Genomic DNA, 25,099 nt, shown 5'->3' with positions numbered 1-25,099 from the left:
GATTGCCCAGCCCTTCTTACAATTATATAATACTTACAGATACGTTCTAAAAAATAGCATCCATGCGAGGCACTCTTGGACCTGAAGCAATTGCGGTATTTCTGCAGCATCTACGACAACAAGAGCCTGTCGGCGGCTGCGGATGCCGAGAGAATCGCCGTTTCCGCGCTGAGCTACCATCTCGCCAATCTGGAGGCCGAGATCGGCGCTCCGCTGTTTACGCGAAAGTCGCGGGGCCTCGAGGCCACGGCGGCGGGCGAGCGGCTTTACTTTCATGCCCGGTCCATCCTGAAGACCGTCGAGGTGGCGAAAAGGGACCTGTCCACGTTTCGCGACAATGTTTCGGGCGAGGTATCGCTGGCCATGGCCTATTCCGCGATCCAGGCCATCGGCGTCCAGCTGGCGAAGGTCGTGGTCGAGGATTATCCGGACCTGCAGCTCAACATGATCGAAAGCCTTTCCAGCACGACCTTGCTGCACCTGTCCTCGGCGGATGCCGATCTGGGGCTGGCCTACAACCCGCCGCTGACCAGCACCTTCAAGGCCACGCCGATCCTCGAGGAAGATCTGGTCCTGATCGGCAAGCGCGAGATCATCGGCAGCGGATCGGAGCCGGTCACGGTGCCGGAGCTGCTGGATTTCAAGATCATCATGCTGCGCCAGGGCATGGCGGCGCGGGCACTGCTGGACCATCACAAGACTCTGGAACAGATCTATGCGACCAGCCAGTTGCAGATGAATTCGGTCCATGCGATCTCCGGCGCCGTCCGCGAGGGGCTGGGCTGCACCATCGGGACGACGCTGTTCATGGGCGACGAGATCAAATCCGGCAGGCTGCACTGGCGGCCGATCATCTCGCCGACCCTGACAAGGACGCTTTATCTTTGCGAACAGACGGATCGGCCGCCGACCATCGCGCTGGAGACGATCCGCGACCTGATCCGTGACCTGATGGTCCGCGCCGTCAACGACGGCATATGGCCGGCAAGACTGATCGAGGCGGAATGACGAAAGCCCCGTCCGGGCGGACGGGGCCTTCTTATCGGTTTCGCCGCTTACTGCTGCGCCGAGACCTTTTCGACATAGGCGTTGGTATAGGTCTTGCCGAGGTCGATGGTGGCGCCGGCCACCTCGGGCAGGTTGAAGCTCAGCATCGTCTGCACCGCTTCGGCGCCCTTCGCATCCACCAGCCCGGTTTCCGACAGCATTTCCATGCTGTTGTTCAGCGATTCGATATAGACCTGCTTGTCCGCACCGACCAGGTTGGGCGGCATCTTCGCCGCGATCTCCTCGGCGGGGGTGTTGTGGATGTATTCCAGCGTCTCGACGATGGCGGCGGCCAGCGCCTGGGCCTGTTCGGGATGCTGGTCGAGCCATTCCGTGCGGGTATAAAGCGCCGCGCCGGGGTAATCGGCGCCGAACAGGGCGTGGGTATCCGCCGCCTTGCGGGTATCGACCAGGATGGGCAGGTCGGCGTGCCGGCTCTGCAACTGGGTGATCGCCGGATCGGGCGTGACCACCGCGTCGATCCGGCCCTGCTCAAGCGCCGCGACCGCGGTGGCGCCGACGCCGACCCCGACGACCGAGGCGGCATTCGGGTCCAGCCCGGCCTGCGACAGCATGTATTTGAGGAAGAAGTCGGTCGAGGAACCCGGCGCGCTGATCCCGACGGTCTTGCCGGCAAGATCCTTGATCGACTTGACCTCGTCCGTCTTGCCGGGCGCCACGGCCACGGCGATGCCGGGCAGCCGCCCCATCAGCACGAACGAGGACAGCTCCTGCCGCTTGGCCGCCAGCGTGATGGTGTGTTCGTAATAGCCCGAAACCACGTCCGCGCTGCCGCCGACCACCGCCTTCAGCGCCGCCGAGCCGCCCTTGAAGTCCACCAGTTCGACATCGACCCCGTGCTTTTCGTAAAGGCCCAGCTGTTCGGCCAGAACGACGGGCATGTAGCAGACGCAGCTGGCACCGCCGATCGCGATCTTGACGGTTTCGGCCGCCGCGGGCGTCGCGCCCGCCACCAGCGCAGCCGCAAGGATAGTCCTGAGCATCGTCATATTGCTCCTCCCTTCAGTGATTGTTGTCGGGCTGCCAGACCAGCAGCTTCCTTTCCACCATCGTCACCCCCCAGTCGATCAGAAGGACGAAGGCCGAAAGGACGAACATTCCCGCGAACACGCCGGCGATGTCGAACATGCCTTCGGCCTGCGCGATCAGGTAGCCAAGCCCGGCGGAAGACCCCAGATATTCGCCCACGACCGCGCCGACCACGGCGAACCCGATCGAGACATGCAGCGAGGAGAACACCCAGCTCAGCGCCGAGGGCAGATAGACGTGGCGCAGCAACTGACGCTCGGACATGCCCAGCATCCGGGCGTTCTGCAGGACGGTCCGGTTCACCTCCTTCACGCCCTGATAGACGTTGAAGAACACGATGAAGAAGACCAGCGTGAACCCCAGCGCCACCTTGGACCAGATGCCCAGGCCGAACCACAGCGTGAAGATCGGCGCCAGCACCACGCGCGGCAAGGCGTTGGCCGCCTTGACATAGGGGTCGAAAACCGCGGCCAGCTTCGGCCTGCGCGCCAGCCAGAACCCGGCGATCATCGCGGCCACCGCACCGATGACGAAAGCGAGCGCGGCCTCGATCAGCGTGATCCACAGGTGCCGCCAGATCTCGCCGCTCCTGAACCAGGCCACGATCTGCCAGAACACGTCGGCGGGCGTCGAGAAAAAGAACTGGATCCGGGCCGGATCGCCCAGGATCGACGTCTGGGTGATCACCCACCACAGCGCGACGGCAATGACCGCCACGAGGACCTGCAGGGTTGCAAGGACGGTCCTGCTCATGCCCGCTCCTCCCGGTTCTGGTTGCCATAGGCCTTGAGCACCTGCTCTTTCAGCAGGTGCCAGATGTCGCGGTGCAGTTCCTGGAACTCGGGGGACAGCTTGATCTCGGAAACGTCCCGCGGCCGCGCCAGGGGAATCGTGAAATCCCCGATCAGCTTCGCGTCCGGTCCCGTCGACATGATGACCACCCGGTCCGCCAGCGCGATGGCCTCTTCCAGATCATGGGTCACGAACATCACCGCCTTGCGGTCCTGCTGCCACAGGTCCAGCAACAGATCCCCCATGATCAGCCGGGTCTGCGCGTCCAGCGGGCCGAAGGGCTCGTCCATCAGCAGGATTTCCGGGTCGCGGATCAGCACCTGCGCCATGGCGACGCGCTTGCGCTGGCCGCCGGAAAGCATGTGGGGATAGCGGTGCCCGAAACCCTTCAGGCCGACCTTTTCCAGCCAGTTCTCGGCCCGCTCCAGCGCTTCGCGCCGCGGCGTGCCCGAGATTTCCAGCGCGATGGCCACGTTGTCGCGCGAGGTCTTCCACGGCATCAGCGCATCGGCCTGAAACAGATAGCCCGCGCGCCCGTTGAGGCCATCGAGCGGCTGGCCCTGGATCTCGACGGTGCCGGCCGAAGGCTTCAGCAGGCCGGCGGCCGCGTTCAGCAGCGTCGACTTTCCCGAGCCCGTCGGGCCGACGATCGCGACGAACTCGCCCTTCGCAACGCTGAGATTTGCGCCGGCAACTGCGCGGAACACGCTTTTCCCCGTCGCTCCGAAACTGATGTCGACATTGTCCAGACGCACGGCGTGCTGCATTCATCCTCCCTGACCGTCATCGCCGCCATGATCGGCCGGGCGGGATGCCGGGCTGATCCGACATGCCCCGACTGAATGCCGAGCGCTGACTGAATATTGCCTTGCCGCAAGCCTCCTCATGCGGTTCCCCTCACATTATCGAAGCCCAACCATGCTCACAATTATATAATTTCATACGTTTTGTTCTATTAATTAGAAATCTATCCACCGCCATCTTTCGACCGCTGAAAGGCGGCGGAATTGGGGGAACTTCGCCTTTCCCGGCAAAGCTCTCCGCGGCTGCTGTGACAGTGTGCCGCGTGCGGTGCAGCCGTCAGGCACAGCCACCCGGACAAGGAACTCGGCGACTTGACGGCCCGTGCGCCGCGGCTCCCGCCACCGGGGGCGGCTGGACGAAAAGAAATGCCTCGCCAGAGTGTCGGCGCGGCGGGGTAGCCCTGCGACTGGAATTGTTGCAAGATGAAGTCATACGACAGTTTTGCGATATGCGGTCCGGCGGAAGGACGAGCTCCGCCTCTGCTTGATGGCGCCTGAACCGTCTTCACGACGGATTCGTGCAAGCTAGTGACGAATTGGCGCAACTTGATGCCGTTTCAACCGGGCTATTCCGGGATATCGCTGATCAGGCCCCCATCTCTGCCCGAGGGAAAGAGGGATATGGAAATATTTGGTTTCATTGCGAATAACTGGCCGGTCATCCTGCGTCTGGCGGGCGAGCACATCTCGATCGTCGCCGTGGCTGTGGGGTTGGCGATCCTGACCGGCGTGCCCATCGGCATCGCCATCACCCAGAACCGGCGCGTCGCGGACGGGGTGCTTTATGTGGCCTCGATCATCGTCACGATCCCCTCGATCGCGCTTTTCGGCCTGATGATCCCGATCCTGTCCAAGATCGGCCAGGGGATCGGCTGGCTGCCCGCGGTGATCGCGATCCTGCTCTATTCGCAGCTGCCCATCGTGCGCAACACCTATACCGCCATCACCAATGTCGATCCCGCGCTGCGCGAGGCGGCCATCGGCATGGGCATGACGCCTTTCCAGCGGCTGACCCGGCTCGAAATCCCCATCGCGATCCCGGTCATCATGGCCGGCGTGCGGACCGCCGTGGTCATGAATATCGGCGTCGCGGCGATCGCCGCCTATATCGGCGCCGGCGGTCTGGGCGTGCTGATCGCGCGCGGCATTTCGCAGACCGATCCGCGCCAGCTGATCACCGGCGCGCTGGCCGTCTCTCTTCTCGCCATCTTGGCCGACTGGGCGCTTTTGCAATTGCAGAAGCGGCTGACCCCGGCCGGGCTGAAACGCTGACGCTTCCGAGCAAGGACCTTTGCGAATGATCCGACTCGAAGACCTGACCAAGAGATTCAAGACCCCCGGCGCCGACATCGTCGCCGCCGACCGGGTGAACATGGAAGTGCCCACCGGCGAGATCTGCATCCTGCTGGGGCCTTCGGGCTGCGGCAAGACCACGGCGCTGAAGATGATCAACCGGCTGATCCCGCCCACCAGCGGCAAGATCTATATCGACGGGCAGGACACCTCGCAGCTGGACGATATCCAGCTGCGCCGCAATATCGGCTATGTGATCCAGCAGATCGGCCTGTTTCCCAACATGACCATCGAGGAGAACATCTGCGTCGTTCCCCGGCTGCTGAACTGGGACATCCGCAAGGCCCGGCAGCGCGCGGCGGACCTGCTGGACCTGGTGGGCCTGGACCCGCGCCAGTTCCTGCGCCGCTATCCCAAGGAGCTGTCGGGCGGCCAGCAGCAGCGCGTCGGCGTCATCCGGGCGCTGGCCGCCGATCCGCCGGTCATGCTGATGGACGAGCCCTTCGGCGCCATCGACCCGATCAACCGCGAGATCATCCAGGACGAGTTCCTGAAGATGCAGGCCGAGTTGAAGAAGACCATCATGTTCGTCAGCCACGACATCGACGAGGCGGTGAAGATGGGTGACAAGATCGCCATCTTCCGCGCCGGCCGTATCGAGCAATACGACACGCCCGACATGATCCTGGCCCATCCCGCGAATGCCTTCGTCGCCGATTTCGTGGGCGCGGACCGCACGCTGAAGCGGCTGCGGCTGGTCACGGCCGAAGAGGTGGCGTCCACCGAGGTGCCGGTGACCGCGCGGTCGACCAAGGTGTCCGACGCGTTGCACCAGTTGACCGTCGCAAAGGCGCGCCGCGCGGTCGTCATCGACAGCGACCGCCGCCCGGTGGGCTTCGTGACCGCCGAAGAAATGGCCGGCGCCTCGGGCACGGTCCGGGACTTTGCCCATCCGCTGCCCGCCACCGTGCCGGTCCGCGCGGACCTGCGGGCCGTGGTCTCGGAGATGTTCGCCCATGACACGATGTGGCTGGCCTGCACCGACGATCACGGCCGTTTCGCGGGCGTCATCACCCAGCCGGACGTGACCGCGGCCTTGCGCGCGACCTATGGCCCCGACAAGGGCGCGGGACCGGAACAGGGGGCGTCATGACACGCTGGCTGGGTCTCGGGCGCGGGGCGACGATGCTGCTGGTCTTCCTGCTGGGCATCTGGGTGGCAACCTCGGGGTTGCTGGACCAGATCACGATATACTGGGACGACATCACCTACCTGACGCGCCAGCATGTGTTCCTGGTCGCCAGTTCCGGCGGAGCGGCGATCCTCGTGGGCGTGCCGGTGGGCATCTGGCTGTCGCGCCCCTCGATGGAACGCTATGCCGAAACGGTGATGCAGGTCTTCAACATCGGCACCACCATACCGACGCTCGCGGTCATCGCATTGTCGATGACGCTTTTGGGCATCGGCTTTCCGCCGGCCTTCTTCGGACTGTTCGTGGCCTCGCTCCTGCCCATTGTGCGCAATACCTATGCCGGGCTGCTGGCGGTGCCTTCGCACCTGAAGGAGGCCGCGACGGGCATGGGCATGACACAACGGCAGATCCTGATGCGGGTCGAGATCCCGAATGCGCTCTATGTCATCTTTTCGGGCATCCGCACGGCGCTGGCGATCAACGTGGGCACGACGCCGCTGGCCTTCCTGATCGGTGGCGGGGGCTTGGGCGAGCTGATCTTTACCGGCATCGACCTCATGGATACGGGCATGCTGCTGGCGGGCGCCGTCCCGACCGCAGCGCTGGCCGTGGCCGTCGATTTCCTGATGGGACAGGCGCAGTTGCGGCTGATCCCGAAGGGCGTGAATCCGCTTCGATAAGGCGGAACAAGAACCAACAACCAAAGGGAGCCAACAGAATGAACATCATCGTCAAGTCCGGCCTTGCGGCATTTGCCTTCGCGGCTTTCGCGACGGGCGCGCAGGCGGCCGACATCGTCGTCGGCGGCAAGAACTTCACCGAACAGCAGATCCTGTCCGCCATCACCCAGCAGGTGCTGGAGGCCAACGGCCACCGGGTCGACAATCGCGCTGGCATGGGCTCGGCCGCGGTGCGCCAGGCCATGGAGAACGGCCAGATCGACGTCTATTGGGAATATACCGGCACCTCGCTCATCACCTACAACAATATCGAGGAAAAGCTGGACCCACAGCAGACCTATGACACGGTCAAGGAGCTGGACGCCCAGAAGGGCATCGTCTGGCTGAACCCGTCCGAGGCGAACAACACCTATGCCTTGGCGATGCGCGCGGCGGATGCCAGCGAAAAGGGCATCGCGTCCATCTCCGACCTGGCGGGGGCGATCAACGGCGGCCAAAGCCTGACATTCGGCTCGAACGCCGAATTCTATGCCCGCCCGGATGGGCTGAAGCCGCTGGAGACGGCTTATGGCTTCGAGTTCGGCCGCGCCAACGTCAAGCGCATGGATACCGGGCTGGTCTATCAGGCGCTGCGGGACGGGCAGGTCGACGTGGGGCTGGTCTTTGCCACCGATGGCCGCATTCCCGCCTTCGACTTCACCGTGCTGGAGGACGATCAGGGCTATTTCCCCAGCTACGCGCTGGCACCCGTGATCCGCACCCAGGTGCTGGAGGCGAACCCAGATATCGGCGACCTGCTGAACGAGGTTTCGGCCAAGCTCGACGATCAGGTCATGGCCGCGCTGAACGCCAGCGTCGACGTGGACAAGGTCTCGGTCGAGAATGCGGCGGCGAAATTCCTGCAAGACAACGGCCTGAACTGAGGCGAGAGCGGCGGGGGCGGATGCGCCCCTGCCCTCGGGGTGGCGATGCGGAAGGGCCGAAGGCGATGACGACCAACAAGACGATCACCATCGGCGCCGCGCAATTCTCCAGCGAGATCGGCGATGTCGACGCCAACCTGGACCGCCACCTGCACTGGATCGCGCGAGGGCGCGAGGCCGGTCTGGACATGCTGGTCATGCCGGAGCTGTCGCTGACCGGCCATTACGGCTCCGAGAACCTGCTCGACGCCGCCATGTCGCGCAAGGATCCGCGGCTGAAGCGGCTGGCCGAGGCGGCGGGACCGATGGCCGTGACGCTGGGCTTCATCGAGGAAGGACCGGCCGCGCAATTCTACAACGCAGCCGCGATCCTGTGCGACGGGCGGATGATCCATCTGCACCGCAAGGTGAACCTGCCCACCTATGGCAAGCTGGAAGAGGGCAAGCATTACGCGCCCGGCCGCTTCGTCGAGACCTGCGAACTGGATGGGTATTGGCGCGCGGGCCTGCTGATCTGCGCCGATGTCTGGAACCCGGCGCTGACCCACCTGGCCTTTCTGCATGGCGCCACCCTGCTGATCTGCCCGGTCAGTTCCGGCGAGGAGGCGGTAGGCGTCGATTTCGACAATCCCGGCGGCTGGGCGCTGACCTGCCGGTTCTATGCAATGATCTATGGCGCTCCGGTCGTCATGGTGAACCGCACCGGGACCGAGCGCGACCTGACCTTCTGGGGCGGTTCGCGCATCATCGATCCCTTCGGGCGCGCACTGGCCGTAGCCGGTTCCGGCGAAGAGATGATCACCGCGACGCTGGATTATGACGTGCTGCGCCGTGCGCGCCACCTGCTGCCCACCGTGCGCGACAGCAATCTGGCGCTGGTCCAGCGCGAGACGGCGCGGCTGATCGACACGTTGGGCGTCCCGGATTTCGTCCGCGAATGAGGCAAGACGACGATGCGCGATTTCTTCCTGAATGACGAGGACCGGGCCTTCCGCACCGAGATCCGCGATTTCCTGGCCCGCGAACTGGCCCCGCGCGTGGACCGGATCGAGCGCGACCAGGATTTCGCGGCCCAGCTTGAGGTCGCGCGGGCCCTGGGCAAGGCCGGCTATCTGAAGCTGATGTTCCCCGACCTTTATACGGGCAGCCTGTCGCGGCCCGGCCTGACCCATGCGGTGATCGTCTCGGAAGAGGCCGCCTATCTGAACTATGCCTTCGAGACGACCATCGCCACGGCCCTGTCCTGCGCCTACCCGATCCACCGCCATGCCCGGCCGGCGATGCGCGAACGCTACCTGATGCCGATCCTGGAAGGCCGCGCCGTCGGCTCGATCTGCATGACCGAGCCGAACGTCGGATCGGACAGCGCCGGCATGGAAACTGCGATCCGCTTCGACGAGGCCAGCCGCGAATGGGTGATCGACGGGTTCAAACGCTATATCTCGAACGCATCCAGGGCCGATGTCTACATCGTCTGGGGCATCACCGATCCCGGTGCCGCCCCGCAGAAGGGCATGAGCGCGGTGCTGGTTCCCGCCGATACCCCCGGGCTGTCCTTTCCCCGCATCTATGACTTCATGGGCCGGCGCGGCTCGGTGGTGGGCGAGGTCGCGCTGGACGGGGTCCGCGTCCCCGAGGAGAACCTGCTGGGGCAGGCGGACGCCGGTTTCCGCATCATGCTGGAGGCCTTCAACTTCGAGCGGGTGATCCTGGGCGGTTCGGGCCTGGGCGTGGCGCGAGCGGCCTTCGACCTGGCGCGGGACCATGCGCAAAGCCGCGTCAGCTTCGGTGAGAGGCTGGGCCAGAAACAGCTGATCTGGGACATGATCGCGCAGATGAGCTGGCGGATCGACGCGGCCGAACTGCTGACCCAGCGGGCGGCCAGGATGTATGACGACGGCATCGGCGGCAAGGACCTGATGCGCGAGGCCAGCCAGGCCAAGCTGGTCGCGACCGAGACCGCCGTCTTCTGTTCCGACCGTGCGGTGCAGATCCTCGGCGGTGACGGCGTCACCCGCCAATATGGCCGTGTCGAGCAGCTTTACCGCGATGCCCGCGCGCTGCCCATCGTCGGCGGCAGTTCCGAGATGTGCAAATACCTGATCGCGGCACGCGAGATGCCGGCGATCCGTCCCAATCTGTGACAGGCAAGAGAAACCGATGCATATCGCCCGCATTCTCGAGGCTTCCGCCGACCGCTACCCGGATCATCTTGCGCTGGTCTTCGAGGACAGGCGCTGGACCTATGCCGAATGGCTGGCCCGCGTCCGCCGCTTTGCGCAGGCGCTGTCGGATCTGGGGGTGCGGCCGGGGGACCGCGTGGCCTTCTATGTCTCGACCTCGGAAAACTCGGTGACGACCTATTTCGCCTGCCAGATGCTGGGCGCGGTGGCGGTGCCGATGAACTTTCGCCTTTCGGCGGGCGAGGCCGCCCACATCCTGCAGGATTCCGGCGCCCGCGTGCTGATCTATGGCCGCAGCCTGACCGGGAACGTCGAACGGATCGCGGCGCAGATGCATTCGATCCACGATTTCATCGGCTGCGCCTACGACCGGGCACATATCCCCGCCGGCCACCTGCATTTCGAAACCCTGGCCGAGCAGACCGCGGATCGCGACGAGCCGCGCATCATTCCCTCGGGGGATGCGATTTCCTCGCTGGTCTATACCTCGGGGACGACCGGGCGGCCCAAGGGGGTGATCCACACCCATGCCAACGACATCGCCATCGCGATGAACTGCGTCATGGAATATTCGCTGAACCATACCGACAATGCGCTGCATATCGCGCCGCTTTACCATGTGGGCGGCATGCAAGCCTATTTCATTCCGCATCTGCTGGTCGGCGGCACCAATGTCGTGATCGGCCGCTACGAGGCAGAAAAGACGCTGGACACCATCGCGGCCGAGCGCATCACCACGCTGTTCGCCGTGCCCACCCAAATCCAGGAGATGCTGTTTCACCCGCGCTTCCGCGATCAGGACCTCACTTCGCTGCGGCTGATCACCACCGGCGGCGCGGCCATTTCCGCCGCGACGATGGAACGGGTGATGGCCGAGTTCTGCCCGGCGATCTTCAACGGCTACGGCATGACCGAAGCGTCGCTGACGCTGGTGCTGCATCCGCAGGACGCGCTGCGCAAGCTGGGATCCTGCGGCAAGCCGACGCTGATTTCGGAATGCCGGATCGTGACCGACGATCCCATGCGCGAGGTGCCGCCCTCGGAAACCGTGCCGCGCGGACAGGTGGGCCAGCTGATCGTGCGCGGCCCGCAGGCGATGCAGGGCTATTGGAACAACCCGTTCGAGACGCAGAAGAAGCTGAAGGCAGGCTGGATCTATACGGGCGACCTGTTCAGCCAGGACCGGGACGGGTTCTATTATTTCCACGGCCGGGCCGACGACATGATCGTCTCGGGCGGCGAGAACATCCATCCGCGCGAGGTCGAGGAGATCCTCTATCGCTGCCCCGGCGTGCAGGAGGTGGCAGTCGTCGGGCTGGCGGACGAGAAATGGGGCCAGGCGGTGACGGCCTTCGTCGTCCGCTCGGACCCGGCGCTGAGCGCGCAGGACCTGGATGCGTTCTGCAAGGCCAGCGACGCTCTGGCGCCCTACAAGCGGCCCCGCCGATACGAGTTTCTGGAAAGCCTGCCGCTGAACCCCAGCGGCAAGGTGCTCCGGCGCGAACTGGTCGCGCGCCATGCCCCGCAGCCGGCCTGCTGAGGACAGCATCATGACATCGCCCTTTCACGACTTCCTGCACGACATGCGTATGGCGGACATGCCGGAGCCGGTGCTGGACCTCGGCCGCCGTTGGCTTCTGGACCTGCTGGGGGTCGCGGCGGGCGGCAGCCGGACACGGCTGTCGCGCATCATCCGCGACCATGCGGCGGCGCATTTCGGCGCAGGCGGCCGCGCTGCCCCGATGCTGATGGATGGCCGCATGGTCAGCCCGGCGGGGGCGGCGCTGGCGGGCGGCATGACCATCGACGCGCTGGACGGCCATGACGGCCACAAGCTGACCAAGGGCCATGTCGGTTGCGGCAGCCTGCCCGCCCTGCTGGCGCTGATGCAGGCCGAAGGGCGGGCGGACGACCGCGAGTTTCTGGCCGGCCTGGTCATCGGGTACGAGGTCGGAACGCGCGCAGGCATCGCGCTGCACCGCACCGCCTGCGACTATCACACCTCGGGTGCCTGGATCGCGGTTGCGGCGGCGTCGCTGGGCGCGCGGGTGCTGGGACTGGACGCGGCACGGACGCGCGAGGCCGTGGGCATCGCCGAATATCACGGCCCGCGCAGCCAGATGATGCGCTGCATCGACCATCCGACCATGGTCAAGGACGGTTCGGGCTGGGGCGCGATGGCCGGGGTCTCGGCCGCCTATCTGGCGGCGGAGGGATTCACCGGCGCCCCGGCGATCATCGTCGAGGGCGCGGATGTCGCCGACCTGTGGGCCGATCTGGGCACGAACTGGCGCATCGCCGAGCAGTATTTCAAGCCCTGGCCGGTCTGCCGCTGGGCGCAGCCCTCCGTGCAGGCGGTGCTGGACCTACGGGCGCGGCATGGCGTGACCGCCGATCAGGTCGAGCGGATCGAGATCACCACCTTTCACCAGTCCCGCCGCCTTGCCGCCCGCAATCCGGCCAGCACCGAAGAGGCGCAGTATTCCACTGCCTATCCCGCCGCCGTGGCGCTGGTGCGGGGCCGCGTCGATCCGGCGGACGTGGCCGAGGACGGCTTGGCCGACCCGCTGATCCGCAGCCTTGCCGCCGGCATGACCGTCACCGAGCGCGAGGATTTCAATGCCGCCTTCCCGGCCCGCCGGTTTGCCGATGTGCGGCTGGTGATGAAGGACGGCCGGGTGCTGGAATCCGGCCCGACCGAAGCGGCGGGCGATCCCGAGGCGCCGGCCCCGATGGATGCGGTGCGCGCCAAGTTCCGCGCCTATGCCGCGCCGGTTCTGGGCAAGGCTCGCACCACCGATCTGGAAAGGGCGGTGGACCGGCTGGGCGACGGCGGCGGCACGACGGCGCTGTTCGGCCTGCTGGGCGCGACCTGAGCAGCGGGGTCGTGGGGCGGCTCAGGCGATGCGGCGCGACCTGGCCCGGGCAGCCCGCGCCTGTTCGCGCATCTCGCTTGGGCGTATTCCATAGAACTCCTTGACCCATTTCGAGAAATGCGAGGTCGAGGCGAAGCCCGTGGCGACGGCAATGTCGATGATCGGCTGTTCGGTATAAAGCAGCATTTCGCGCGCGCGCTCGATCCGCAGCGACAGGTAATAGCGCGCCGGCGTCATGCCCAGGAAATTGCGGAAGTTGCGCTCCATCTGGCGCTCGCTGACACCCGCCAGCTCGGCCAGCCTTTCGATCTGCAACGGCGCCTCGATATTGGCCTGCATCAGCCGGATGGCCATCTGCATCGTCCCGGGCAGGGTGCCGATCTGCTCGGCCCGGCCACCCTGCTGGTTCTCGCCCGCATCGCGCATGCGGGCATGATGGAACTGGTTGGCGACCCCGTTCGCCAGGTCGCGCCCGTGCAGGTCGGCGATGATATGCAGCATCAGGTCCATCGAGGCCGTCCCGCCCGAGCAGGTCAGCCGGTTGCGGTCGATCTCGTAAAGCGTGCCGGTGATCGGCAGGTGGGGGAAATCCTCCTCGAAGGCGGCGCGGTTTTCCCAGTGGATCGTGCAGCGATAACCGTCCAGCAACCCGGCGCGGGCAAGCAGATAGCTGGCCGTGGACAGGGCACCGATGGCCCGGCCGCGATGCGCTGCCCGCCGCAGGGCGGCAAGATAGGGGCGTTCGTCCTGCGGATCGACCCGCGCGCCGCCGCAGATGAACAGGGCATGGTTGCGCTCGATCGCCTGGTCGACATGGATCGCCGGAAAGGGAATGCCCGAGGACGGCATGACCGGCAGGCCGTCGATGCTGCACAGGTCCCAGCGGAAGACCTCGCGCCCCAGCAGGCGGTTCGCGGCGCGCAAGGGCTCGGTCGCCGAGGCAAGGCTCAGCATCGAGAGCCCCTCGATCATCAGGAAGGCGAAGCACAAGGGCTCGCCCGTGTCGTGGTAGAACATCGGCGGATCCGGGTTGCGATGCGCCATGTTGGGTCAAGCCGCTCCGCGCTTCAAGCCGCCCCGCATCCGGCCACCCGCATCAGGCCGTCGCCATCGAGGCGGGCAGCCAGCCCTGAAGCGCGTCCCAATCCGGCTCGAGCCGGCTGAAGCGGCTCAGCCGCAAGCTGGAGAGATCGGCGAAATCGCAGTGCCCCTGCATCACCAGTTGCATCAACGCCCGGCCCGAGGCGGGCGACAGGCCGAAGCCCACGCCGGACAGCGTGGCGACGGTCAGGTTCTCCCACGGTGCCGGGCGGTCCATGACCGGGCGGCCATCGGGGGTGTTCTCGATGATGCCCGACCAGCTGCGTATGACGCGGGCATGGGCGGCCTTGGGCAGAAGCTCGGCCACGCGCCGGGCGATGCTGCCCGCCAGCGGGGTCGAGGGGCGCGGCCCGCCCGGTTGCGCCTCGGTCTCGACCCATTCATGCGGACCGCCGCCATAGGCCAGGTTGCCGCGCAGGGTCTGGCGGCCATATAGCCCGTTGCCGTCAATCCCCCCCAGCGGCATCAGCGGCAAGGGTTCGGTGACGATCATCTCGGCGCGGGCCGCACGCATGGGGATGTCCACCTCCAGCATCGCGGCCAGCCTGCCGGTCTGCGGGCCCGCCGCGATGACCAGATGATCGCAGCAGAAGACGCCCTTGTCGGTCTCGACCGCCGTCACCCGGTCGCCCTGTCGCCTGAAGCCGGTAACGGTGACGTGCTGGCGCACCCGCCCGCCCCGGTCGCGCAGCGCCCAGGCATAGGCCTGCACGGTGCGGTGCGGATTCGCATGGCCGCCAAAGTGGTAATAATGCCCGGCATGGACGTTGTTCCCGGCCAGCGGCACCAGTTCGCGAACGGTCTGCGCGTCCAGATCGTCGGCGCGAAAGCCCTGCTTGCGGGCATTGGCCACGGCACGGCCGTAGAGCGTCAACTGCTCGGCCGACAGCGCGATGCGGATGCGGTTCGGCCGGAACTCGGTCGGATAGCCCAGCAACTCGTCCATCATCGGCCACAGCCGCTGTTCCTCGGCGAAAAGCGGGCTGTGGTGGTGCGAGCAACCGCCGCCATTGCGTCCCGACGCCTCCCAGCCGACGATGCCGCGTTCCAGCACCAGAACTTCGACGCCCGCCTCGGCCAGCCAGAAGGCAGTGGAAAGGCCAGTGACGCCGCCGCCGATCACGATGACCGAGGCGCCGCGCGTGTCATCATCCGAGTGGACGCCGGGGATGGGGTTATTCGCTGACATGTTCCTTCTCCGTCGCAAGCGCGGCGACCGTGTAATGTTCCTCGACATCCCAGAAGGGGATCCATTGGCGCGGCATTCCGAACCAGGAATCCCAGGCGGCGGCGATGGCGGGATCCTCGGGCATGGCGGCAGCGGCCAGGCTGATCGGCCGGACCGGGCTGCGATAGCCGGCCAGCGGCACTACCCCCAGCGACAAGTCCTCCTGCAAGGCCAGCAGCGCCTGGATCTGCTCGCGGCAGCGGCGGCCCTGGCAGGGGCCCATGCCGGCGCGGGTCAGCCGCTTGATCTGGTCGGGATCGGGCGGCCCCTCGCCCAGGATCTCGGTCAGGCTGCGCGTCAGGTTCGGCAGATGCGGCGCATTCAGATAGCGCGGCGGGCTGACATCCAGGATCTCGCGCGCCGTGACCTCCTCGCATTGGCAGACCGGCATTTCGGCGACGGCCTCCACGACCGAGGCGCGAACCCAGGCCTTGCGGTATTCGCCCAGATCGGCGGCGGGACCGGGTTGCGGTGCGACATCGGCCGGCGCGGTCGCCAGACCCAGCGCCGCCAGCGCGGCCCCGGCGGCCAGCCGGCCCTCGGCCACGGCCAGTGCCGGATCGGAGGATTTCGCGGGCCAGATGCCCGCGCAGTCACCAGCCGCGCGGATGCCGGGCAGGCTGGTCTCGCCGCCCGCGCCCAGCAGGGGCACGAAGCCGCCGCGATCATTGTCGAAGGCACAGCGCGCACCGGCGGCGTGCAGCAGGTCGATCATCGGCACCGCGCCCACGCCCAGCAGGACGGAATCGCAGGCGATGGTGCGGTTCCGCAGCACCAGCCCGGTAACGCCATCCGCGTCCGAGGTAACGCCGCGCGGCGCCTCGCCGGTGACGATCTCGACCCCGGCGGCGCGGATGCGGGCCACCAGATCCTCGGGTGCGGCAGGGGCGGCGGCCTGTTCGACCACGGCGGCGATGGCGACGCCCGCACTCACCAGCTCCAGCACCGCCAGCAGCGCCTCGGGGGTCGAGCCCAGCATGACCGCCCGGCGGCTGTCCAGCGCGTTATAGAGCCGCGCCAGCACCAGCGCGGCGCCGGCGCCCAGCACGCCGGGCATATCCCAACCGGGAAAGGCCAGCCCCATGTCGCGCCGCCCGGTCGCCACGATGGCCTGATCGAATCCGACCAGATGGCTGCCCTGTTCCTCGTCCGCCAGACCGGCGACCAGGCCCGGTATCCAACCCAGATTGGGCTGGTTGGCGAACAGCCCCCAGCAGGCCGTGCCCAGACGGATGTCGACGCCGGCCTCGAACAGCTCTGCCAGATCGGGGCGTGCTTCCAGCATCCGTTCGGTCATCGCATTGCGGTTGCGGACGCTGCCGCCCATCCGGCCGCCCCAGATCTGCGGGACGCTTTCGCCCATCGTCTCGAAGGGCACGGGGTGTTCGTCGACCAGCATCACCTGCGCGCCGCCTTGATGCGCATGGCGGGCGGCGGCGATCCCGGCGGGGCCGGCACCGACGATCAGGATCTGGGTCCGCTCCGCGATCTCAAGGCGCTTGCCTGCGACGGATCGGGGGTCTGTATTCATCTTGCGTCCTCTGGTGACTGCATCGCGGCAGGGCCATCCTTGGTGTAAAGCCCGCCGGGTCGGCAGCAGGTTTTCGACCCGAAGGGAAAGAAATCCGACCGCGATCCGGGGTCAGGCCAGCTTGATCTCGACATCCGACGCCGCGCGGGTCGAGCAGGCCAGCACATAACCCTCGGCCGCCTCTTCCGGCGTCAGCCCGCCATTCTGCCGGCTGTCCACCCGGCCCGAGACGAGTTGCACCATGCAGGTTCCGCACATTCCTTCGCCGCAGCCGCAGGGGATGACGACCCCCTGGCGCAGACTGGCCTGCAAGAGCGTCTCGTCCGGGCGGATGCCGATGGCGCGGCCGTTCACGGTCAGGCCAAAGGCGGGGCTGTCCGGCGCGGTTTCGATCATGGGCGCGGCGGCCGGGGCGGCGGCGCCAAAGCTTTCGGTGTGGAACTGCGTCCGCACGCCACCCTCGGCGGCATGGATCAGCCGGACCTCCTGCATGAAGCCCTGCGGACCGCAGCAGAACACCTCGCGCCGGCCCAGATCGGGAATGGCGGTGGCCAGCCGGGTCCGGTCGACCCGCCCGCGATAACCGAACCAGCCCGGGGCGGCCTTGCTGACGCCGACCGCCACCGTCAGGTTGGGCATCCGGCCCTGCATCTCGGCCAGTTCGCGGGCAAAGAGGATCTCGGCCGGATTGCGTGCGGCGTGAAACCACGCAAGATCGGCCTCGGGGTCGGTTTGCGCCAGATGCCGCAGCATCGCCATCATCGGCGTGGCCCCCGATCCGCCCGAGACGAAGGCCAGCCGGTCGTTGTCGCGCAGCCCCAGCGTGAAGGCGCCGCGCGGGGGGCGGGCCTCGATGCCGCTGCCTTCGCGCAGATTTTCATGCAGCCAGCGGGTCGCGCCGCCCGGTGCCTGCGCCTTGACCGTCAGTTCAAGCTCGGCCCCCGTGCCGCCCGAGATGGTGAAGCTGCGCCAGACCGGGCCACCCGGCAAGGGCACCTTCAGCACCAGCGCCTGACCGGGCACGAAACCTACCGGGCCGCTGTCCGCGCGCAGGCGAAAGGTCTTGACGGTGGGCGTCTCGTCGCGGACGGCGATGCAGGACAGCGACAGCAGGGCCGCCGAAGGGGCTTGCATGTCCATGCGCCTTACTCCGCCGCAATCCGCGCCTGCGGGCCGCCGGTGAAATCACCCATCTTGCCCGCATACCATTCCGAGAAATTGTTCAGCATGAATTCCGAAGGCGCATAGGGTCCGGGCCGGTAGGCGCGCGACAGGATGCCGCGATGGTTGTTCTCGGCCAACACGCGATCCTCGTCATTGGTGGCCAGCCACACTTCGGTCAGGCGTTGCAGGTCGTAATCCACGCCCTCGACCGCATCCTCGTGGACCAGCCATGTCGTGCGCACCTCGGTGCGGTTCGCCGACAGCGGCAGGACCCGGAAATGCAGGATGTGGTCGGACAGGAAGTGGTTCCAGTTGTTCGGCACCCGGAACATGCGGACCGAGCCCAGATCGGGTTCGGTGAAATCGGCCAGAAGCTTGTTGCAGGCGGGCTTGCCGTCCATGGTGAAGGACAGGCAGTCCTCGTTGAAGGGCAGGCGGATGCAGCGGAACTCGACGCCGCCCTCGGCCGGCTTGTGGGGCAGGTCCAGCGCGTCCCAGCGCGCGGCCGAGCGGTCCATCAGCCCCTGGAACTGCGCCTTGGCCAGCGGGTCGTCGGGCAGGGCGAATTCGACCAGCGTCACCAGCAGTTCGGGATGGTTGCCCGCGCAGTGATAGCATTCGCGGTTGTTCTCGATCACCAGCTTCCAGTTCGCTTCCTCGACGATGGTCGAGGTGAAGGCGACCTTGGTGCGGTCGGGCATGTGCGGGGCGATATAGGGCGTGACCCCGGCGCGGAAACGCGCAAGCGAGGGCGGCTGCTCGGCAAGACAGATATAGACCATGCCGCAGATCACCTCGACGTGGACCGGGGCAAGGCCGTGTTCGGCCCTGTCGAAATCTTCGGGCATCTGGCGGGCATTGATCAGGCTGCCGTCCAGCTCGTAGACCCATTGGTGATAGGGGCAGACCAGGCGGTTCGCCCGCCCTCTCTCCTTCTGGCAGATCAGCGAGCCGCGATGGCGGCAACTGTTGTGAAAGGCCGCGATCCGGCCCTCGCGATCGCGCAGCACGACGACCGGATTGTCGCCGACCTTCAGCGTAACATAGTCACCGGGGCGCGGAATCTCGACCACGTTGCAGGCAAAGACCCAGTCGGTTTCGAATATCGCCTGCATGTCGGCGCGAAAGATCTCGTCATCGACATAGAAGTCGCGGGGCAAGGAATGGCCGGGCCGGCGCTGGTCGAGCAAACCCGCTATCCGTTCTTTCAGCATTCTCGGTAACCTCTTGAGAAACCTTCCGATGGAGCCGCGTTTCGACGGTTTCGGGCATCTTGTCCTGCGCCGCTGGTCCGGCGCAGCAGCAATGCGACATCGGCCGTCAGCTTTCCGACGGGCCACGAGAGGGGCATCCGTTCAACGCCCCGCATGAGCCGTCCACATAGGCCAGGAGAATACCGAAGGCGATCACCGGAACATCAGAAATCGGCCGCCACCCTGATCGGAAGGTGGCAGCTCCGTGGCGCGGTTATCCGCGCATCACCCCCCGCCATCCGCATGCCGGGGGTGATCATGTTCCTAAACCAGTCGAGGCCAAAGTTCTTCAACCGCCTGCCGGATCACATCTTGGTCGAGATCAGAACAGGCCGAAAAACGACTCTCGTATTCCTCTCCCGATGACGTCACCCGGCTGTCGGCGGCGTAGGCTTACCGATCGAAAGCTTCAGCCGCTTGGCCCAGTTGAAGAAGGCGGCGGCGAAGATCAGGTCGGCAATCTCGTCATCGGCCAGACCTGTCGCGCGCAGCGCACGGATTTCGTCGGGACCGAAGGCCGAAGGAGTGCGCGTCAGCGCCGCCGCCGCATCCACCACCGCGTCCCAGCGGGGGCTGGTCCGGGTCGCGACGCCGCCGGCCAGCAAGGCGTCGACATCCTCGGGTGCCTTCGCGTGATGCGCGGCGAAGCGGGCGTGGACCGAGGCGCAGAAAATGCAGCTGTTGAGCCGCGAGACCGTCGTTGCAGCCAGTTCGCGTTCGGCCCGCGGCAGCCCGCCATCGGTATTGTAGAAGATGTCCTTGTCGGTGCGGGTGCGGGCGCCAAGCACCTCGGGGTCGCGCGCCAGAAGGGCGAAATACGGCGATTTCGCCCGGCCGCGGTCGACCAGCCCGTCATAGTGACGCTTGGTGAATTCAGCCTCGGGCAAGGGCGCGCGCCATGGCACCCAGCCCAATTCGGCACGGGTGAATTCGACGGGCTCGGCATTGTCGGGATGGGTCAGGACAGCGTCCGGCATGAAGGCACCTCAGACTCTGGAAAGAGCGCGCAGGCCGATGGCCGCGCGGATCTGGAAAGAAAGGAAGGCCACCAATTGGGACAGCGTGACCACGCCGGTCGTGCTCCAGCCCGCATCGAGCAGCGCCTGCAGCGCCCTGGGGGACGCATCGCGCGGATGCAGCACCAGGAGGTGCGCGTGTTCCAGTGCCCGGGCCAGCTTCGGTTCGAAGCCGGCCGCGTCGGGAATGGCCAGTGCGGGCCCCTGGATATCCTCGGCGCTCAGCGGCCCCACCGGGTAGCGCCCCCAGGGACCGGGCGCGACGGCGCGCTCTGCTTCATTGCGCAGGCCGCCGGCAAGCGGATCCTCGCCCAGCAACGCCTCATAGAAGGACACCGCCTCGGCATCGCCATGCAGCAGCGCCACGAAGAACGCGACCCTGCGCCGGTCGGCCACCGGAAAATCGCCCTCATCCGCCGGGGAAAGCAACAGCGTGAAGCTTTCTTCGGCCGATGTCTTTGCCTGCGCGCGCCGATTGCGCAACTGATCGAGGTGCGAGCCGGGGGCGATGCCCGCAAGCCGATTGATCGTATCGCTCATCTGGGTTCCTTCAGGCGGGTTCGGACAGGCAGGGCGCATCCGCCCAGCCAGGGGCGGGCGCAACGCGGGTGGCAAAAAGCTCGATCGAGCGCAGGATCAGCGGATGCGGGGGATCGATCGAATGGACCTGGATCGCAACTTCCGTCGCGTGATCCAGTGTCGGATCGGCGGCCAGGGACTCGGCCACCTCATCGGGGGTGCCGACATGGGAATCCGGCGTGCGGATCAGGTCGTCCAGCGTATCGCCGCGCAGAATATGCCCGCTGCCGGCAAAATGCGCGGCCACGCGGCGCAGGCCGATCTCGGCCAGCCGGCGGGCCTCGGCCCGGCTGTCGGCCACGAAGACCGAACGCGAGGCCAGAATGCGCGGAGCGGCCCCTGCGGGCAGGGCTGCATGATAAGCCTCGACGATCGGCAGTTGCAGCTCATGCAGATCCGCCGCCGGATTGTCCTTGCTGCGCGGCTGGGTGCGCGACAGCAGCAGCCCGTCGCCCGCCCTGCCCGCCCGGACCCCGCCGGGAACCGAGAAGGTCGCCTGCCAGATGCGCGACGCCAGATCTCCGGCAGCGGGATAGAGCCTGTTGCCGCCGCCCAGATCGGCTCCGGCCAGGGCCTTGCGCAGGGTCGCGATATATTCGTCGTAGATCGTCGCGCGGTCTGCATGGTCATGGCCGAAGGCGGCGTAGGACTCCGGCGTGCCCCCGGTGCCCAGCCCCAGGTCCAGCCGTCCACCCGACAGAAGGTCGAGCACCACCGCATCCTCGGCGACCCGCACCGGGTGTTCCAGCGGCAAGGTCACCACCCCGATCGCCAGCCGGATCCGGCTGGTCCGTGCCGCGACATGGGCAAGGAAAACCAGCGGCGCGGGAAGGCCGCCTTCGTCGCGATGGAAATGATGCTGCGCCACCCAGGCGGTATGATAGCCGAAACGCTCTGCCGTGCGGATCTGTTCGGTTACCAGGCTGTAACGCTCGGCCGGGCCGGCATCGTCCAGCAAACGGGTGAAAAAGCCCGGTTTCTTGATTCTCGCGCTCATGCTCGGTTCCTTGCCTGTGGTGCAATTCCGAAACGCTGCCCGGGAATCGCGTCGATCAACTGTCTGGTGTAATCCACCGAGGTGCCATATTCGGCCCGCAATTCGTCGATCAGGTCCAGAATGCGCTTCTGCACCGTCACATCCAGCGCGCTGGTCGGTTCGTCGGCAATCACCAGCGCCGGCTTCAGCGCCAGCGCGACGGCGATCAGCACCCGCTGGCGCATCCCGCCGGACAGCTCGTGCGGATACTGGCGATAACGCAGTTCCGGCCGGCTCAGGCCGACATGGTCCAGCAGCGCGATCACCTCGGCCCGGATGCCCTTGCGGTCGCGGCGTCCGTGCAGGCGGAAGATCTCGGATATCTGGCTGCCGATGCTGCGCACCGGATTGAGCGAAGTCCCCGGATCCTGGGGGATCAGGCTGACAACCGAGCAGCGGATGGCATCGAAGCGACGATCCGGCCAGCGCGAGACATCCTCGCCGTTCAACTCGATCCGGCCCGATTCGACCCGGCCGTTGCCAGGCAGCAGGCCGATCACCGATTGCGCGGTCGTGGTCTTGCCGGACCCGCTTTCACCGACCAGCGCCACCACCTCACCCGCGCCGACATCGAGATCGACCCCGTGCACCACCGGCATTCCGTCGTAGGAGACCACCAGATCCGAGATCCGCAGGACCGGCATGGCGGCACGCGCATTCTGAATAGAGATTGTCGAAGCCCTGCTCATCGCACCGCCCTTTCGACCGACCGGCCGATGCGGTTCGCGGCCAGCACCGTGGCGATCACCGCCAGGCCGGGAAAGACCGTCAGCCACCAGGCCGTCATCATGTAGTTGCGCCCCTCGGCGATCAGCAGGCCCCATTCCGGCGTCGGCGGCGGCGCGCCATAGCCGAGAAACCCCAGCGTCGAGATCTGCAGGACCGCCCAACCCAGTTGCAGCGCCGCATAGGCCAGCACCATGGTCAGCGAATTCGGCAGCACATGGCGCCAGATCACCGCCCAGAAGCGGCCGCCCGAACCGAACGCCGCCTCGACATAATCGGCGCGGCGCACGGTCACGACCTCGGATCTTACAAGGCGCGCGAAACTGGCGATCGAGGTGATCCCCACCGCAAGGGCGACCTGCACATGACCGAAGCCCAGAATGATGATGAAGGACAGCGCCAGCAGCAGGCTTGGGATGGCAAGCATGATGTCCACGACGCGCATGAGCACGGCGTCGGTGCGCCCACCGACCGATCCCGCCGAAACGCCGATCAGCGTGCCGAAGACAAGGCCGGTCCCGACCGCGATGAAGGCGCCCGACAGCGAATAGCGCGCGCCGTGGATGATGCGGGCCAGCACGTCGCGGCCGATCTCGTCGGTGCCAAGCCAATGGACCCCGCCGGGAGCCTTGAGTTGGTTGCCCGGCACGCCGGTCACGCCGCTGAACCCCGTGAACAGCCCCGGCGCCAGCGCCCATGCAAGGACCACGGCCAGCACCAGCCAGGCCAACGCAAGCCCCGGCTGCATCCTGCGCAGGCGCGGCCGGCGCGCCCCGTGCCGCTCTCAGCCCATGCGCTCGCTGGCGTAGCTGCCGGGCGAGGCGGGGAAGACCACGGTCTTGTTGCCGTTCAGGAACACCCGGCGATGGATATGGGCGTGGATGGCGCGGGCCAGAACCTGGCTCTCCACGTCGCGGCCCAGCGAGACGTAGTCCTCGGGCGATTGCGCATGCGTTACCCGGATGATGTCCTGCTCGATGATCGGGCCCTCGTCCAGGTCGGCGGTGACGTAATGGCTGGTCGCGCCGATCAGCTTCACCCCGCGCTCGAAGGCCTGCTTGTAGGGGTTGGCGCCCTTGAAGCTGGGCAGGAAGGAATGGTGGATATTGATGATCCGCCCCGACATCTTCCTGCACAGGGCATCCGACAGCACCTGCATGTAGCGCGCCAGAACCACCAGTTCGGCGCCCGAATCCTCGACCACCTGCATCAGCTGCGCCTCGGCCTGCGGCTTGTTCTCCCTCGTGACCTTGATGCAGTGGAAGGGGATGTCGTGGTTCACCACCACCTTCTGGTAGTCCATGTGGTTCGAGATCACCGCCACGATCTCGATCGGCAGCGCCCCGATGCGCCAGCGATACAGAAGGTCGTTCAGGCAATGGCCGAAGCGGCTGACCATGATCACCACCTTCATCTTCTCGGCCTCGTCATGGATGGCATAGTCCATGTCGAAGGGCTTGGCCGGCTCGGCCAGGCCCGCGCGCAACTCCTCGAGCCCCACGCCTTCCTCGGAGACGAAGCTGACGCGCATGAAGAAGCGCCCGGTCTCGATGTCGTCGAACTGGCTGGAATCGGTGATGTTGCAGCCGTGCTCGGCCAGGAAGCCGGCCACGGTGGCGACGATGCCGCGGGTCGAGGGGCAGGCGACCGTCAGCGTGTATTTCTTCATCTGGCTCTCCACTGAAAGGGCAAGGGCCCTGATTTCCTTCTTGTGCGCATATCCGGGGAACCGTCAGGCGGTCAGCCCCCCGCCTCTGCGAAATCGGGCTCGGGCAGGCCGTTGGCCCGGCAGCAGGCGGTCAGCGTATTCGCGAGCAGGCAGGCGATGGTCATCGGCCCGACGCCGCCCGGCACCGGGGTGATGGCGCCCGCCACCGGCGCGGCGCTGTCGAAGTCCACGTCGCCGACCAGGCGCGAGCGGCCCGCCTCCTCGATGCGGTTGATGCCCACGTCGATCACCGTGGCGCCCGGCTTGATCCAGTCGCCGCGGATCATCCGCGGCCGGCCCACCGCCGCGACCAGGATGTCGGCCGTCCGGCACAGCCCGGCCAGGTCGCGGGTGCGCGAATGCGCGATGGTCACCGTGCAGCTTTCGTTCAGGAGCAGCTGCGCCATCGGCTTGCCGACGATGTTCGAGCGCCCGACCACCACCGCGTTCAGCCCGGACAGATCGCCCAGCGTGTCGCGCAACAGCATCAGGCAGCCCAGCGGCGTGCAGGGCACCATGGCCTTCTGCCCGGTCCCCAGCAGGCCCACGTTCAGGACATGGAAGCCGTCCACGTCCTTCTTCGGGTCGATGGCGTTGATCACCGCCTCGGCATCCATGTGCCGGGGCAGCGGCAGCTGCACCAGGATGCCATGGACGGCCGGATCAGCGTTGAGCCGTTCAATCAGCGCCATGAGTTCGGCCTGCGCCGTCTCGGCCGGCAGCTTGTGCTCGAAGCTCGCCATGCCGGCCTCGCGGGTCTGGATGCCCTTGTTGCGGACATAGACCTGGCTCGCCGGATCCTCGCCCACCAGCACCACCGCCAGCCCCGGCACCACCCCGTGCGCGGCCTCCAGCCCGGCAACCGCCGACGCAACGCGGCCCCGGACACCAGAAGCAAAAGCCTTGCCGTCGATGATC

At 66.7% G+C, this 25,099-nt stretch carries 24 protein-coding genes; 9 read left to right on the top strand and 15 right to left on the bottom strand.

What is annotated here, in order from left to right:
• Positions 1–75 precede the first annotated feature (75 nt).
• Positions 76–1,008, top strand: a complete 933-nt coding sequence (locus tag BLT64_RS00130; protein WP_011751099.1) for a LysR family transcriptional regulator — start codon at positions 76–78, stop codon at positions 1,006–1,008.
• 47 nt (positions 1,009–1,055) lie between these two features.
• On the opposite strand, the gene BLT64_RS00125 is transcribed toward BLT64_RS00130, so the two are convergent.
• Genes BLT64_RS00125 through BLT64_RS00115 form a run of 3 tightly spaced genes read right to left on the bottom strand, consistent with a single transcriptional unit; the run spans position 1,056 to position 3,656 of the window.
• Entirely contained in the window at positions 1,056–2,057 is a 1,002-nt protein-coding gene (locus BLT64_RS00125) for an ABC transporter substrate-binding protein (RefSeq protein ID WP_011751100.1), read from the bottom strand.
• Positions 2,058–2,070: 13 nt separating this feature from the next.
• Positions 2,071–2,850 (bottom strand): ABC transporter permease, encoded by a 780-nt coding sequence (locus BLT64_RS00120; protein WP_011751101.1) that lies wholly within the window; start codon positions 2,848–2,850, stop codon positions 2,071–2,073.
• Positions 2,847–3,656, bottom strand: a complete 810-nt coding sequence (locus tag BLT64_RS00115; protein WP_011751102.1) for an ABC transporter ATP-binding protein — start codon at positions 3,654–3,656, stop codon at positions 2,847–2,849. Before BLT64_RS00115 ends, BLT64_RS00120 begins: the two co-directional genes overlap by 4 nt.
• 657 nt (positions 3,657–4,313) lie before the next feature.
• Here BLT64_RS00115 and BLT64_RS00105 point away from each other — a divergent pair.
• From BLT64_RS00105 to BLT64_RS00070, 8 genes are all read left to right on the top strand, one after another.
• Positions 4,314–4,964, top strand: a complete 651-nt coding sequence (locus BLT64_RS00105) for an ABC transporter permease (RefSeq protein WP_011751104.1) — start codon at positions 4,314–4,316, stop codon at positions 4,962–4,964.
• Positions 4,965–4,989: 25 nt separating this feature from the next.
• The gene (locus BLT64_RS00100; protein WP_011751105.1) at positions 4,990–6,138 is read left to right on the top strand and encodes an osmoprotectant ABC transporter ATP-binding protein OsmV; all 1,149 of its coding nucleotides are present in this window, start codon (positions 4,990–4,992) and stop codon (positions 6,136–6,138) included.
• Positions 6,135–6,857, top strand: coding sequence for an ABC transporter permease (locus BLT64_RS00095; protein ID WP_011751106.1), 723 nt, complete (start codon positions 6,135–6,137; stop codon positions 6,855–6,857). The genes BLT64_RS00100 and BLT64_RS00095 overlap by 4 nt, the downstream gene beginning before the upstream one ends.
• Before the next feature lie 38 nt (positions 6,858–6,895).
• Positions 6,896–7,780, top strand: a complete 885-nt coding sequence (locus tag BLT64_RS00090) for a glycine betaine ABC transporter substrate-binding protein (protein WP_011751107.1) — start codon at positions 6,896–6,898, stop codon at positions 7,778–7,780.
• Between the two features lie 65 nt (positions 7,781–7,845).
• Positions 7,846–8,721 (top strand): nitrilase-related carbon-nitrogen hydrolase, encoded by an 876-nt coding sequence (locus tag BLT64_RS00085; protein ID WP_041530727.1) that lies wholly within the window; start codon positions 7,846–7,848, stop codon positions 8,719–8,721.
• 12 nt (positions 8,722–8,733) lie between these two features.
• Positions 8,734–9,924: an acyl-CoA dehydrogenase family protein gene (locus BLT64_RS00080; protein WP_011751109.1), complete on the top strand. Its 1,191-nt coding sequence runs from the start codon at positions 8,734–8,736 to the stop codon at positions 9,922–9,924.
• A gap of 16 nt (positions 9,925–9,940) precedes the next feature.
• Positions 9,941–11,503 (top strand): class I adenylate-forming enzyme family protein, encoded by a 1,563-nt coding sequence (locus BLT64_RS00075; RefSeq protein ID WP_011751110.1) that lies wholly within the window; start codon positions 9,941–9,943, stop codon positions 11,501–11,503.
• A gap of 10 nt (positions 11,504–11,513) precedes the next feature.
• On the top strand, positions 11,514–12,839 hold the full coding sequence (locus tag BLT64_RS00070; RefSeq protein ID WP_011751111.1) for an MmgE/PrpD family protein: 1,326 nt from the start codon (positions 11,514–11,516) through the stop codon (positions 12,837–12,839).
• Between the two features lie 21 nt (positions 12,840–12,860).
• On the opposite strand, the gene BLT64_RS00065 is transcribed toward BLT64_RS00070, so the two are convergent.
• The 12 genes from BLT64_RS00065 to folD form a co-directional block, all read right to left on the bottom strand.
• Entirely contained in the window at positions 12,861–13,856 is a 996-nt protein-coding gene (locus BLT64_RS00065) for a GlxA family transcriptional regulator (protein ID WP_049792449.1), read from the bottom strand.
• Between the two features lie 79 nt (positions 13,857–13,935).
• On the bottom strand, positions 13,936–15,129 hold the full coding sequence (locus BLT64_RS00060) for an NAD(P)/FAD-dependent oxidoreductase (RefSeq protein WP_011751113.1): 1,194 nt from the start codon (positions 15,127–15,129) through the stop codon (positions 13,936–13,938).
• On the bottom strand, positions 15,116–16,699 hold the full coding sequence (locus BLT64_RS00055; RefSeq protein ID WP_011751114.1) for an NAD(P)/FAD-dependent oxidoreductase: 1,584 nt from the start codon (positions 16,697–16,699) through the stop codon (positions 15,116–15,118). The genes BLT64_RS00060 and BLT64_RS00055 overlap by 14 nt, the downstream gene beginning before the upstream one ends.
• A gap of 111 nt (positions 16,700–16,810) precedes the next feature.
• A complete protein-coding gene (locus BLT64_RS00050) occupies positions 16,811–17,839 on the bottom strand; it encodes an FAD-binding oxidoreductase (protein ID WP_011751115.1) in 1,029 nt (342 codons plus the stop codon).
• Positions 17,840–17,844: 5 nt separating this feature from the next.
• Positions 17,845–19,077 carry an aromatic ring-hydroxylating oxygenase subunit alpha gene (locus BLT64_RS00045; RefSeq protein ID WP_011751116.1) on the bottom strand — a complete coding sequence of 411 codons (1,233 nt, stop codon included), beginning with the start codon at positions 19,075–19,077 and terminating at the stop codon, positions 17,845–17,847.
• Between the two features lie 407 nt (positions 19,078–19,484).
• The gene (locus BLT64_RS00035) at positions 19,485–20,093 is read right to left on the bottom strand and encodes an alkylhydroperoxidase domain protein (RefSeq protein ID WP_011751118.1); all 609 of its coding nucleotides are present in this window, start codon (positions 20,091–20,093) and stop codon (positions 19,485–19,487) included.
• A gap of 9 nt (positions 20,094–20,102) precedes the next feature.
• On the bottom strand, positions 20,103–20,672 hold the full coding sequence (locus tag BLT64_RS00030; protein WP_011751119.1) for a CMD domain protein: 570 nt from the start codon (positions 20,670–20,672) through the stop codon (positions 20,103–20,105).
• A 10-nt stretch (positions 20,673–20,682) separates the two neighbouring features.
• Positions 20,683–21,708 carry a putative FMN-dependent luciferase-like monooxygenase gene (locus tag BLT64_RS00025; RefSeq protein WP_011751120.1) on the bottom strand — a complete coding sequence of 342 codons (1,026 nt, stop codon included), beginning with the start codon at positions 21,706–21,708 and terminating at the stop codon, positions 20,683–20,685.
• Positions 21,705–22,391: an ABC transporter ATP-binding protein gene (locus BLT64_RS00020; RefSeq protein ID WP_254777232.1), complete on the bottom strand. Its 687-nt coding sequence runs from the start codon at positions 22,389–22,391 to the stop codon at positions 21,705–21,707. The genes BLT64_RS00025 and BLT64_RS00020 overlap by 4 nt, the downstream gene beginning before the upstream one ends.
• Before the next feature lie 41 nt (positions 22,392–22,432).
• A complete protein-coding gene (locus BLT64_RS00015; RefSeq protein ID WP_254777231.1) occupies positions 22,433–23,203 on the bottom strand; it encodes an ABC transporter permease in 771 nt (256 codons plus the stop codon).
• A 54-nt stretch (positions 23,204–23,257) separates the two neighbouring features.
• Entirely contained in the window at positions 23,258–24,142 is an 885-nt protein-coding gene (purU, locus tag BLT64_RS00010; RefSeq protein WP_011748893.1) for a formyltetrahydrofolate deformylase, read from the bottom strand.
• A gap of 71 nt (positions 24,143–24,213) precedes the next feature.
• Positions 24,214–25,098 carry a bifunctional methylenetetrahydrofolate dehydrogenase/methenyltetrahydrofolate cyclohydrolase FolD gene (folD, locus tag BLT64_RS00005; RefSeq protein WP_074810269.1) on the bottom strand — a complete coding sequence of 295 codons (885 nt, stop codon included), beginning with the start codon at positions 25,096–25,098 and terminating at the stop codon, positions 24,214–24,216.
• Position 25,099: the final 1 nt, after the last annotated feature.

The sequence above is a fragment of the Paracoccus denitrificans genome (genome assembly GCF_900100045.1).
In the GTDB taxonomy this organism is placed as follows: Bacteria; Pseudomonadota; Alphaproteobacteria; order Rhodobacterales; family Rhodobacteraceae; genus Paracoccus; species Paracoccus denitrificans.
Note: the sequence above shows the minus strand (reverse complement) of the source record. Positions and strands in the feature narration are given on the sequence as shown.

Bases quoted from the DNA above. Each gene is read 5' to 3' on its own strand.
- BLT64_RS00125 (WP_011751100.1), bottom strand. From the start codon at position 2,057: ATGACGATGCTCAGGACTATCCTTGCGGCTGCGCTGGTGGCGGGCGCG.
- BLT64_RS00120 (WP_011751101.1), bottom strand. From the start codon at position 2,850: ATGAGCAGGACCGTCCTTGCAACCCTGCAGGTCCTCGTGGCGGTCATT.
- BLT64_RS00115 (WP_011751102.1), bottom strand. From the start codon at position 3,656: ATGCAGCACGCCGTGCGTCTGGACAATGTCGACATCAGTTTCGGAGCG.
- BLT64_RS00105 (WP_011751104.1), top strand. From the start codon at position 4,314: ATGGAAATATTTGGTTTCATTGCGAATAACTGGCCGGTCATCCTGCGT.
- BLT64_RS00100 (WP_011751105.1), top strand. From the start codon at position 4,990: ATGATCCGACTCGAAGACCTGACCAAGAGATTCAAGACCCCCGGCGCC.
- BLT64_RS00095 (WP_011751106.1), top strand. From the start codon at position 6,135: ATGACACGCTGGCTGGGTCTCGGGCGCGGGGCGACGATGCTGCTGGTC.
- BLT64_RS00090 (WP_011751107.1), top strand. From the start codon at position 6,896: ATGAACATCATCGTCAAGTCCGGCCTTGCGGCATTTGCCTTCGCGGCT.
- BLT64_RS00085 (WP_041530727.1), top strand. From the start codon at position 7,846: ATGACGACCAACAAGACGATCACCATCGGCGCCGCGCAATTCTCCAGC.
- BLT64_RS00080 (WP_011751109.1), top strand. From the start codon at position 8,734: ATGCGCGATTTCTTCCTGAATGACGAGGACCGGGCCTTCCGCACCGAG.
- BLT64_RS00075 (WP_011751110.1), top strand. From the start codon at position 9,941: ATGCATATCGCCCGCATTCTCGAGGCTTCCGCCGACCGCTACCCGGAT.
- BLT64_RS00070 (WP_011751111.1), top strand. From the start codon at position 11,514: ATGACATCGCCCTTTCACGACTTCCTGCACGACATGCGTATGGCGGAC.
- BLT64_RS00065 (WP_049792449.1), bottom strand. From the start codon at position 13,856: ATGTTCTACCACGACACGGGCGAGCCCTTGTGCTTCGCCTTCCTGATG.
- BLT64_RS00060 (WP_011751113.1), bottom strand. From the start codon at position 15,129: ATGTCAGCGAATAACCCCATCCCCGGCGTCCACTCGGATGATGACACG.
- BLT64_RS00055 (WP_011751114.1), bottom strand. From the start codon at position 16,699: ATGAATACAGACCCCCGATCCGTCGCAGGCAAGCGCCTTGAGATCGCG.
- BLT64_RS00050 (WP_011751115.1), bottom strand. From the start codon at position 17,839: ATGGACATGCAAGCCCCTTCGGCGGCCCTGCTGTCGCTGTCCTGCATC.
- BLT64_RS00045 (WP_011751116.1), bottom strand. From the start codon at position 19,077: ATGCTGAAAGAACGGATAGCGGGTTTGCTCGACCAGCGCCGGCCCGGC.
- BLT64_RS00035 (WP_011751118.1), bottom strand. From the start codon at position 20,093: ATGCCGGACGCTGTCCTGACCCATCCCGACAATGCCGAGCCCGTCGAA.
- BLT64_RS00030 (WP_011751119.1), bottom strand. From the start codon at position 20,672: ATGAGCGATACGATCAATCGGCTTGCGGGCATCGCCCCCGGCTCGCAC.
- BLT64_RS00025 (WP_011751120.1), bottom strand. From the start codon at position 21,708: ATGAGCGCGAGAATCAAGAAACCGGGCTTTTTCACCCGTTTGCTGGAC.
- BLT64_RS00020 (WP_254777232.1), bottom strand. From the start codon at position 22,391: ATGCCGGTCCTGCGGATCTCGGATCTGGTGGTCTCCTACGACGGAATG.
- purU (WP_011748893.1), bottom strand. From the start codon at position 24,142: ATGAAGAAATACACGCTGACGGTCGCCTGCCCCTCGACCCGCGGCATC.